This window comes from Mucilaginibacter sp. (genome assembly GCF_041663085.1).
In the GTDB taxonomy this organism is placed as follows: domain Bacteria; phylum Bacteroidota; class Bacteroidia; order Sphingobacteriales; family Sphingobacteriaceae; genus Mucilaginibacter.
Genome location: NZ_JBAZRC010000161.1, coordinates 1 through 10,933 on the forward strand (window position 1 = coordinate 1; position 10,933 = coordinate 10,933).

The following is a 10,933-nucleotide window of genomic DNA, read 5'->3' on the forward strand; positions in this document are numbered from 1 at the left end:
TATTACGGTGTAAAATTATATTTGTAGCTCAATTAATCAATATATAAAACCGTCAACTTATTTCAGGACGAGACAGGCTACGTTTGCCCGTTAATTTACAGGATGCCCTTTATCACCTGCCAAACATTAGCTGCCAGTATTTTTGCACCCGCCGCTGTGGGGTGGATACCGTCTTTTTGGTTTAAAGCACGTACACCGCCAACACCCTGTAACAGGAATGGCACCAGTGTCATGTTGTTTTTTGTAGCCAGTTTTGGGAACAGGTTTTTAAAATCGGTGGAGTAGGTAACACCCATATTGGGCGGTACCTGCATGCCCAGCATCACCAGTTTGGCTTTGGGATATTTGGCTTTTACACGGTCGATAATGGTTTGCAGGTTTTGTTCGGTTTCTTCAACCGGGATACCGCGCAGGCCATCATTAGCGCCAAGTTCAAGTACAAATACATCTACGTGCTGTTTCAATAGCCAGTCGATACGGCTTTTGCCGCCTGCGGATGTTTCACCGCTAAGGCCGCCGTTTACAATGGTATAAGGCAGTTTGGCCGAGTCTATCTTGGTTTGCAAAACGCTTGGGTAGGCTTCTGACTGGTCGTCAAGCCCGTAACCCGCTGTTAAGCTATCGCCAAAAACTAAAATGGTTTTGGTGGATGAGGTTGTAGCGGCGGTTTTAGCACTATCGGTTTGGGCAGCTGTATCGTTAGGTTTTGATTTGCTGCCGCAACCGGCAACGGTTATGGTTAATGCCAGTATACCTACTATTCTTAATTTATTTAACATGCTCATATATTATGCGTTAGACCGCAGTACTTCAAGCGGCGACCTGTTTAAAATACCCCTGCTGTTGAGCAGGCCTATTACTACGGTTAACAAAGTAATAATAAAAAAGATGGCAACCACCGGTAAAAAATTAACCGCGTAAGGCATATCAAAAGTGTACCGTGCCAATAACCAGCTGGAGCCAATAGCGATCACTATCCCGGTTAATGCAGATAGGGCACCCAGAAAAAGATATTCTATAGCTGTAATGGCAAAGATTTGTTTGCGGCTGCCGCCAAGGGTACGCAGCAAAACACTCTCCTGGATGCGCTGATATTTACTGATGCGAACGGATGAGATCAGTACGATGATGCCGGTAATGATGCTAAAGCCCGTCATGAATTTGATAACGTAGCCTATTTTGCCGAGCAGGTCATCCAGTACGCTCAGCACAAGCCCCAGGTCGATAATGGAAACATTAGGGTATTGCCTTACTACAGCCTGCTGATATTTGGCCGAAACGGTGTTTGATGGCACATGTGTTAGTAATACATGTATCTGCGGGGCATCTTCTAAAGATCCGGTAGGGAACACCACTTGAAAATTAGTAGAGATCTTGTTCCAGTTTACCTTGCGGATGCTGCTGATGTAGGTGTTCATTGGTACACCTTGCACATTAAACACAAGTTTATCGCCAACCTTGGCGTTGATGCGCCTTGCAAAACGCTCCTCGGCTGATACGGGGATGTCCTTCCCGGGTTCGGCCTTGCCAATCCAGTTGCCGCTGGTTATAGTTTCCGATGAGGTGAGCGAATCGCGGTAGGTAACCCGGTATTCGTAATTATAAGCGTTTTGTGATATATTCAGTGTCGAATCTTTTTTGGCATCGGCAGCGGTTTTGCCGTTTACTTTCTCAAGCCGCATAGTAACCATGGGTACTTCTGAAAGCACCGGGAGGCCTTCTTTTCGGGTAAGCTCGGCCACGCCTTTTTTCTGCGGGGTTTGGATATCAAACAATATCATGTTTGATTGATTATCGCCGGTTGACAGTGTTACCTGGCTGATAAGTAATTGCTGGATTAAAAATAATGTGGCAATAAATGCTGTACTTAAACCGATAGATACTGTAAGTATAATGGTTTGGTTGTTTGGGCGGTACAGGTTTGCAAAACCCTGCCGCCAGATGTAACTCCAGCCGCTCATCACCAGTAACCTTGTAAACCTGATCAACAGCCAGGCTATAGCCGTCAATATTAAAAAGGCGATGGCTATACCAAGGGTAAAAAATACGGCGCCCATCCAATTACCAATTTGCAGGTACGAAAACGAAGTGATGAAAAGAACAACCAATATATATACCAGCCAGCGAAACGGGTCGCGGATGGTTGTGGTATCATCAACAGATAATCTTAGCGTATTTAACGGGGATATATTACGGATAGAAATAAGCGGAAGCAAGGCAAATAATATGGATATGATGAGCCCCAGCAAAATGCCTTGGCCCATTGCCATCCAGGAGATGGATACGGATATAGTAATTGGCAGAAAATCTTTTAGTACAAACGGCAGCAGATGCTGAATGCCGGTACCTAAAATGGCCCCTGCAACCGAGCCAATAAGCCCAATGCCGGTTATTTGGATCAGGTAAATTAAAAAAGCTTCGGATGCTTTTACACCCATGCAGCGCATAATGGCGATGGACTGGATCTTCTCGCGGATGTAAATGTTAATAGCGCTTGCCACGCCCACACAGCCAAGCAGCAGGGCAATAAACCCAACCAGCGACAGGAACTTCGACAGGTCGGCAAACGAACGGCTGGTGCCTTCTTTCTTGCCTTCAACGGTGTTGTAATTAAAACCGGCCTTGTCCAGTTGCGGGTCCAGCTTTTTGGCCAGTTTTTCTACGTCGGTTTTGCTGCCGAACTTATAATAGTAACTATAATTAATGCGACTGCCGGTTGTAATGAGCCCGGTTTTATCCAGGTATTGCATGGGGATGTAAACCACCGGTGCAATGCCCGATGCGATGCCTGTTTGCCCCGGCGCTTTGTTTAAAACGCCTGCTATCAAAAAAGTTTCGTTACCAACTTTTATAGAATCGTTAACCCTGGCATTGAACTGCAGCATCAGGGTTTTATCAACTAATGCATTCTTGCCTGTTTTAAACGACCTGCCTGCCTGTACGGGCGTTGTTTCCAATTCGCCATAATAGGGGAAGGCGCCCTGCAAAGCTTTTACCTGTACCAACCTTGTCGATTGGCTTTTGATAAAATAAACCATCGACGGGAAACTACGTTCCTGCGAACGGTCTTCACCCAGGCTATCCAGCAGCTTTTGCATTTTGGCATCCGGTTCTTTATTGCCGCTGATGGTAAGGTCGGCACCTATCAGGCTTGCAGCTTGCTGGTTAACATCATTCTGGATGTTGTACCTGAACGAATAAATAGCCACCAGCGCCCCAATACCAAATACTATCGACGAGATAAACAGCAATAACCTGCCCCGGTTACGGCGGCTATCGCGGATGGCCATTTTAAACAACCAGCCAAAGTTTATCTTCCTTTTAAAATTTACGGTATCCATGGGCGCGTTATTCATTACCGGTTTTATCATCAGCAATTAATTTGCCGCCCTTTATTTTGATGATACGATGCGTTTTGGCCGCCAGTTCCAGATCGTGCGTTACCAAAACAAGGGTAATACCGGCCTCGCGGTTAAGGTCAAAGATGAGTTTTACCACTTTTTCGCTGGTTTCGGCATCCAGGTTTCCGGTTGGTTCATCTGCAAATAATATTTTTGGCGAATTGGAGAAAGCCCTTGCCAGCGATACCCGTTGCTGTTCGCCACCCGATAGCTGGGCAGGGTAATGGTGCCCGCGATCGGCAAGGCCAACTTTATCAAGCAGGTCAAGTGCGCGTACTTTAATATTCTTTTCGCCCCGCAGCTCTAATGGCACCATCACGTTTTCAAGTGCGGTAAGCGTTGGTAGTAATTGAAAATTCTGGAATATAAAACCCACATATTGGTTACGTACCTGTGCGCGTTTGTCTTCGCTTAAGCTACCCAGGTTAATGCCGTTCAGTTCTACAATGCCGGTGCTGGCACTATCTAACCCTGCACACAGGCCAAGTAAGGTGGTTTTGCCGCTGCCCGACGGGCCAACTATGGCATTGGTTGACCCCGTGTTGATGCTGAAATTTATATTATCTAAAACGGTTAAGGCACGGCCGGCACTTTTATATGTTTTGCCGAGGCTTGCTATGTTAAGTATGGTTTCCAAATTTATATGTTTGCTGTAAATGGGTAAATATCAAATTATTATTGATACAAGCCGGTTAAAATATGTTTACTTACAAAGGCATTACATTGTTATTGTGTTTTTAAAATGCCGATTATTTTTTACACTTGTAAAATAACACACCCTCTATGCAAGAATATCCCGGGCAACAGCGAATACTGGTTGCTGTAGATTGTATCATATTTGGATTTGATGGCTGGAACATCAAATTGTTACTGGTAGAAAGAAGTTTACAGCCCGAAGCAGGTAAATGGAGCTTAATGGGCGGATTTATTCATCCTTCGGAGAGCCCTGAAGATGCTGCCAACCGCGTGCTGGAAGAACGTACGGGCCTTAAAAATGTGTACATGGAACAATTTAGGGTGTTTGGCAAGCCAGACCGCGACCCTGTGGAGCGTACCCTGTCAATAGCCTATTTTGCACTGATAGATATTCAACAGTACGAAACACAGCTAAGTACTGAAAATCACCCGGAATGGTTTTTGCTTGATGAAATGCCCGAAATGGTATTTGACCATGCCGAAATGGTGAAACTTGCCAAAAAGCAACTGCGCTATAAAGCCGCCCTTCACCCTTTATTATTCCAGTTACTGCCCGAGCGTTTTACTATCCCGCAACTGCAAGCCCTTTACGAGGGGGTATATCAAACCGAGTTTGATGACCGTAATTTTAGCCGTAAACTGTTATCAACAGGCTTATTGGTTAAGCTTGCCGAAAAGGATAAGCAATCATCAAAAAAAGGGGCGTTCTATTACCAGCTTGATCAATCTAACTACGAGAAAAAATTTGAAAAGTTCCTGAACCTGGTACCCAACCCCGATAAGTTTTTTTAAGCCTTACGCTATAAACCTTGTTACAAAAGATAACCGGGGCTGTATTTTGCTTTACAATAAATCTGTTTACATTTAATACTTTAAATATCAATGCACTGCATGTGATATGGCAAAGAAATAAACCAGTTATTAAATTGAATAGGGAAAAGGCTTTACGTGTTTTAATAGCATGCGTTTTAGTTTGTTGCAGCTATCTAAGCTTCGCCCAGGGAACATCAAGCCAGGGCAAGGAGTTTTGGACGGCCTATATGTCGCATATTGAGGATAACGGCCCCAGCGAAATGAGCCTGTATGTTACTGCCGATGAGGCTACAAATGTAACGGTAGAAGTAGCCGACGGTAGTTTTAGCCCCATCACGCAAGCTGTAGTGCCCGGGCAGATAACCGTTGTTAATGTGCCCAAAATAGTTTTTTTGAAAAATCCGGGCACCTTCCTTAAAAAAGGCTTACACATCACTGCCGAAAAAAAAATAGCGGTATTTGCCCATATATATTCAATGAGCGTATCCGGCGCCACCCTGTTGCTGCCGGTTGCTGTTTTAGGTAAAAGTTATTATTCCATTAATTATACCCAGGAGTCTAATGCGCAGGGGAACGCATTTTCAACTTTTATGGTTGTGGCTACAGAGGATAACACAACTGTAGAGATCACCCCATCGCAACCATTAACTGATGGCCAGGCAGCGGGGGCAACATTTATGCTCAACTTAAATAAAGGTGATGTTTATCAGGGGTTCTCGTTTAAAGATCTTACCAACACGCAAATAAGAAGTGTAAGTTCTGCAAACGGAGAGTGTAAAAAAATCGCAGTTTTTTCAGGTAGTACAAAGATTGGGATCGGATGTCAGGATGATATAGGCAATCATTTTACTTCAGATAACCTGTTTCAGCAGGTTTATCCTACTACATCGTGGGGTAAAACTTATATCACCGTACCGCTAAAAAACAGAAACTATGATATATTCAGGGTTGTTTTTAGTGACCCCAATACTCAACTCACCATAAACGGGAACGTTATACCCAAGACAAGTTTTCAAACCCCTTTTTATTACCAGTTTGAAGCGCAAGCTACAACCTATATTACTGCAGATAAGCCCATACAGGTAGTGCAATACGCGGTATCGCAAGGTAAGACTCCCGGAAACGATTGCGTTTATGATACGCATGATGTGGGCGATCCGGAAATGATCTATCTGAACCCGCTGGAGCAAACCCTTGATCATGTAACGCTATACTCCGCACGTGAATTCAAGATATTAAGTAATTATGTGAATGTTGTGATAAAAACGGATATGGCATCTACCTTTAAGGTTGATGGTATGCCTTATACTGATTTTTCAACAATTGCAAATAACCCGATATATTCATACGCACAAATATCACTTACCGCAGGTTCGCATACGTTAAATGCATCCGATGGTTTCAGCGCTATAGCTTACGGTTTTGGTTCTAATGAATCATACGGTTACTCGGCAGGCACCAACCTTAAAAACCTTAATCAAAATATTGTATTTACTCCATTGCAGGGTACCGGTACACAAGTAGATGGTTGTACAGATGAGCAATATAAATTAAGGCTTACTTTGCCGTTTCGCCCCACAAAAATTGTTTGGAATTTCAATGGGCTACTACAAAATTATACCGACCCTAATCCTGTAATGACGGGAATGGTGGCTGGGGGCAACGGGCAAACTGTGTATCTGTATGAATATAAAGATCCTGTTTTTTTTTCGGCAGGTGACCATACAATCACAGCTACAGCAACAAACCCGGTGGCAGATGAATGTGGTACTGATGTAGACGTTGATTTCGATTTTAATATAGGCGAAAGACCACAAACACGTTTTGCCCCGGATGGGATATTTTGCACTGCAAATATGTCTTCAATTATAGATCAAACTACGGGTAATGCTAATAGCGTGAAAATATGGTGGGATTACCAAAACCATCCCGAAGCATTTGATATTTTCTCTAAAAGTATGATCCCGGCCGATAGAAAATATCATCATCGGTATGAGGCGCTAACTATTGATAAGACTTACCTGATACACATGGAAACATTTTCGGGGGCAACATCGCAGTGCGGTGATCCTTTTGAACAAACTGTTACCGTGCATGTAAGCCCAATTGCTTCTTTTGACGCTGTTACCCCCATATGCCAGGATGCAGGCCCTGTGCAATTGATACCACATCATGAAGGCTTTACAGGCCCCGATGGTGTATTTAGTGGTGCAGGGGTAACTGCAGGTGGTAAGTTTGACCCTGCAGTATCAGGTGCGGGCAAATTTACTATTACGTATACTTTTACGGCAACTAATCTTTGCCCGGTGGTGTTTTCACGCGATATTGTTGTTAACCCTTTGCCCATAGTAAATGCCGGTAAATACATACAATTGCTGGAAGGTGAACCTGTTTTGCTACCTGCAACGGCAAGCGGCAGCGGCCTTACATATTTATGGGAGCCTGCAATAGGGTTAGATAATCCCAATGTGTTAAACCCGGTTTGTTCTGTAGCAGAAGATACTCGATATAAACTTACCGTTACAACTGCTGCCGGGTGCATCGCATACGATGATATATTTGTTAAAGTGCTAAAAAAACCAATTGTGGTAAACGCCTTTACACCTAACGGTGATGGGATAAATGATACGTGGACAATAAAATATTTAGATACTTACCCGGGAAATACAGTTGACATATACAACAGACAGGGAGAAAGGGTATATTCGTCTGTTGGTTATGCCTCACCATGGGATGGAAGGTTCAACGGTAATGTGTTGCCCACAGGTACATATTATTACATTATAAACCCTAAAAACGGGCGGAAGGTTATTTCCGGCAACGTAACTATTATTAAATAAATGTTGAAGAAAGTTTTACCTATTGTTATCATATTTTTTTGTACAACGGGCGTTTACGCACAGCAAAAGCCACAATACACTCAGTATATTTTTAACAATTATCTGTTAAACCCGGCTGTTGCGGGTATAGAAAACTATACTGATGTAAAACTTGGTTACCGCAGCCAGTGGACAGGCCTTGAAGGCGCACCAGTTACCGCTTATTTTAGTATAAATGCTCCACTTGGCAGTAATTTTACTGAAGGAGATGCAACAGCATTCCCTTCATCAGGGGGAGAGAACCCTTACAGCAGGATGTATACCCGCGATTACCAGGCTGCCGAACCACACCACGGTATCGGCTTTATGCTGGTTACTGATAAAGCAGGGCCTATTGACCAAACCAATATGGCCGCAACCTATGCTTACCACCTTGGCCTTGCCCCAAGGCTAAATTTAGCCGTAGGGGTATCTGCCGGCTTCAATCATTTGCATTTAAATACATCGCTTATAACTCTGGAGAATCAGGACGATCCGGTACTAAGGGATATCAATAATAATCAATGGAAACCCGATGCCAGTGTTGGTGTTTGGTTATACTCTGCAGATTATTATGTTGGGGTATCGGCGCAGCAAATAATACCGCAAAACCAATACATCACAACCGGGAATAATTCAAACCTAAGTAAAACGGTACCGCATTATTTTGCAACAGTTGGGTATAAACTATACTTAACGGATGATGTAAGCTTGTTGCCATCGGCACTGATAAAATTTATCCAGCCCGCGCCAACAACGTTTGATATTAATATGAAGCTGTCCTTTCGTGACAGGTTCTGGTTTGGCGGCTCGTATCGTAAGGATGATTCTTTCGGAATACTGGCGGGTTTTAACCTAAGCTCGTTTATTAACGTAAGCTATTCTTATGATGCCACTACTTCAGCACTACGCACGGTTAGTAACGGATCGCATGAAATTGTATTGGGTATAATGTTAAATAACCGGTATAAACTAACCAGCCCGCAGCACGGATGGTAGGGGGTAAAGTCAAGAATTTGAGAATCAAGAACCAAGATAAGAAATAGCAAAAAGCCCTTTAATAAACTTAAAGGGCTTTTTTTATGTCTTCACTCCTGACTCTAATAGTCTTGAATCTCTCTCTCCTAAAGTTCTTTCCTTAGCCTTGCTACCGGGATATTCATTTGCTCGCGATATTTGGCAACGGTACGGCGGGCAATGTTATAACCAGCATCCTTTAATATATCGGTTAGTTTTTCATCGGCAAGGGGGTGGCGCTTGTCTTCTTTGCCAATATGTTCTTCCAGTATTTTCTTAACCTCTTTGTTTGATACTTCCTCACCGCTTTCGGTTTGGATAGCTTCGCTGAAGAATGATTTTAACAGGAAGGTACCAAACTCTGTTTGTACATATTTAGAGTTTGCCACGCGCGATACCGTAGATATATCCATCCCTATCCGGTCGGCAATATCCTTCAGGATCATCGGTTTCAGATTCTTGTCATCGCCGGTTAAAAAGAAATCGTACTGGTATTGCATTATGGCGTTCATGGTTTTCAGCAAGGTTTGCTGGCGCTGTTTAATAGCATCAATAAACCACTTTGCCGAATCAAGCTTTTGCTTTACAAACTGCACTGCTTCTTTTAGCTTTTTATCTTTTTGCGATGCCTTATCATAATGCTGAAACATCTCCTGGTAGGAGCGGCTCACCTTCAACTCGGGGGCATTTTTAGAGTTTAGGGTAAGTATGAGCACGCCATCATTGTTTTTGATATGGAAATCGGGTATCACCTGCATTTGCTTGGTGCTTACCTCGTTGCTGTCGCCCGGTTTGGGGTTAAGCTTTAATATCTCGTTAACAACACCACGCAGCTCGATCGAATTCATGTTTAATGATTTCTCCAGCTTATCGTAATGCTTGCGTGTAAACTCATCAAGGTAATTTTCAACAACCAGGATAGCCTTCTTTATAATCAGATCGTTGGGGTCTTTACGTTTAAGTTGTATCAGCAGGCATTCTTGTAAACTGCGCGCGCCAACACCCGGGGGGTCAAAGCTTTGTATTACCTTAAGCATATCCTCCACCTCTTCATCATCGGCTATAACATTTTGCGAAAAGGCCAAGTCATCAGTAAGCGACATGATAGGCCTGCGCAGGTACCCATCATCATCAAGGCTGCCTATAATTTGCTTTCCTATGCTAAAATCCTTGTCAGACAAGGGGAGTAGATCAAGCTGTGCCTGCAGACTCTCAAAAAACGAGCTTTGCACAGCAATAGGGATTTCCTTCCGCTCATCCTCGTCATCGCCATTCTGGTCATAACGCGTGCCGTAATCGTTTACGTTGTCGTCTTGCAGGTAATCGTCAATATTAAACTCATCCATCGGGCCCTGGTCTTCGTCACCGTTATAAGTGTCTTCGTCAGGGTCGCGGTCGGGGTATTGTTCCTCAGGTTCGTTCAGGTTAGTTAAGCTTAAGTCTTCAAGCGCGGGGTTTTCTTCCAATTCTTCTTTAATACGGGTATCAAGCGATACAGTAGGCACCTGCAGCAATTTTATAAATTGAATTTGCTGCGGCGAAAGTTTTTGTAAGAGTTTTTGTTGAAGATTCTGTTTAAGCATAATTATAGACGAGGCCAAAAATACACCAATTACCTTAAAGTTTAAAAATTACTTACAAGTGGTTTATTTAGGGTTTAAAATACTTTTGCAGGGATTTTGTTTGGACGTAGAATAAATTTATTGCTAACTTTAATTACACACAACACATCAACATTATGGGATTTGTAAAAGAGTTTAAAGAGTTTGCCGTTAAAGGTAATGTATTAGATTTGGCTATAGCTGTGGTTATAGGTGCTGCATTCAGCGCAATAGTGAAATCGCTTGTAGAGGATATTATAACGCCGGCTGTATTAACGCCTGCATTAAAGGCAGCACATTTATCAAACCTTAGCCAGTTGGTTATCCCCGGTACGGCTATTAAATACGGCAACTTTTTATCGCAGGTAATATCTTTTATAATTATTGCCCTATCATTGTTTATCATTATAATGGCTATTAACAGGTTCAAGAAAAAAGAAGAAGCCGCACCGGAAGTTGCACCTGTACCATCAAAAGAAGAAGTATTGCTTACCCAGATACGTGATATTTTAGCAGATAAAAAAGCATAATTAGACGGGATTATACA

The 10,933-nt window shown here is 43.1% G+C and carries 8 protein-coding genes; 4 read left to right on the forward strand and 4 right to left on the reverse strand.

Annotation, left to right across the window (positions count from 1 at the left end; all coding sequences use genetic code 11):
- Positions 1-95 precede the first annotated feature (95 nt).
- From WC615_RS20310 to WC615_RS20320, 3 genes are read right to left on the reverse strand one after another with little or no spacing between them, the layout of a single operon-like run.
- Entirely contained in the window at positions 96-779 is a 684-nt protein-coding gene (locus tag WC615_RS20310) for an arylesterase (RefSeq protein WP_372979888.1), read from the reverse strand.
- Positions 780-788: 9 nt separating this feature from the next.
- Positions 789-3,371, reverse strand: a complete 2,583-nt coding sequence (locus WC615_RS20315; protein WP_372979889.1) for an ABC transporter permease — start codon at positions 3,369-3,371, stop codon at positions 789-791.
- Positions 3,349-4,038, reverse strand: a complete 690-nt coding sequence (locus WC615_RS20320; RefSeq protein WP_372979890.1) for an ABC transporter ATP-binding protein — start codon at positions 4,036-4,038, stop codon at positions 3,349-3,351. Before WC615_RS20320 ends, WC615_RS20315 begins: the two co-directional genes overlap by 23 nt.
- 146 nt (positions 4,039-4,184) lie before the next feature.
- On the opposite strand from WC615_RS20320, the gene WC615_RS20325 reads away from it, so the two are divergent.
- The 3 genes from WC615_RS20325 (at position 4,185) to WC615_RS20335 (ending at position 8,767) form a co-directional block, all read left to right on the forward strand.
- Positions 4,185-4,889, forward strand: a complete 705-nt coding sequence (locus WC615_RS20325) for an NUDIX domain-containing protein (protein ID WP_372979891.1) — start codon at positions 4,185-4,187, stop codon at positions 4,887-4,889.
- Positions 4,890-5,023: 134 nt separating this feature from the next.
- Positions 5,024-7,750, forward strand: a complete 2,727-nt coding sequence (locus WC615_RS20330) for a gliding motility-associated C-terminal domain-containing protein (RefSeq protein ID WP_372979892.1) — start codon at positions 5,024-5,026, stop codon at positions 7,748-7,750.
- Positions 7,751-8,767 carry a type IX secretion system membrane protein PorP/SprF gene (locus tag WC615_RS20335; RefSeq protein ID WP_372979893.1) on the forward strand — a complete coding sequence of 339 codons (1,017 nt, stop codon included), beginning with the start codon at positions 7,751-7,753 and terminating at the stop codon, positions 8,765-8,767.
- Between the two features lie 125 nt (positions 8,768-8,892).
- Here the strand turns inward: WC615_RS20335 and rpoN are convergent, their stop codons facing one another.
- Positions 8,893-10,368 (reverse strand): RNA polymerase factor sigma-54, encoded by a 1,476-nt coding sequence (rpoN, locus tag WC615_RS20340; RefSeq protein ID WP_372979894.1) that lies wholly within the window; start codon positions 10,366-10,368, stop codon positions 8,893-8,895.
- 155 nt (positions 10,369-10,523) lie between these two features.
- Between rpoN and mscL the strand changes: the two genes are divergently transcribed.
- Positions 10,524-10,916, forward strand: a complete 393-nt coding sequence (mscL, locus tag WC615_RS20345) for a large conductance mechanosensitive channel protein MscL (protein ID WP_372979895.1) — start codon at positions 10,524-10,526, stop codon at positions 10,914-10,916.
- The last annotated feature ends 17 nt before the right edge of the window (positions 10,917-10,933 follow it).

What these genes read in the sequence shown, in the direction of transcription:
- WC615_RS20310 (WP_372979888.1), bottom strand. Translation starts at nt 779, where the DNA reads ATGTTAAATAAATTAAGAATAGTAGGTATACTGGCATTAACCATAACC.
- WC615_RS20325 (WP_372979891.1), top strand. Translation starts at nt 4,185, where the DNA reads ATGCAAGAATATCCCGGGCAACAGCGAATACTGGTTGCTGTAGATTGT.
- rpoN (WP_372979894.1), bottom strand. Translation starts at nt 10,368, where the DNA reads ATGCTTAAACAGAATCTTCAACAAAAACTCTTACAAAAACTTTCGCCG.
- mscL (WP_372979895.1), top strand. Translation starts at nt 10,524, where the DNA reads ATGGGATTTGTAAAAGAGTTTAAAGAGTTTGCCGTTAAAGGTAATGTA.
- WC615_RS20315 (WP_372979889.1), bottom strand. Translation starts at nt 3,371, where the DNA reads ATGATAAAACCGGTAATGAATAACGCGCCCATGGATACCGTAAATTTT.
- WC615_RS20335 (WP_372979893.1), top strand. Translation starts at nt 7,751, where the DNA reads ATGTTGAAGAAAGTTTTACCTATTGTTATCATATTTTTTTGTACAACG.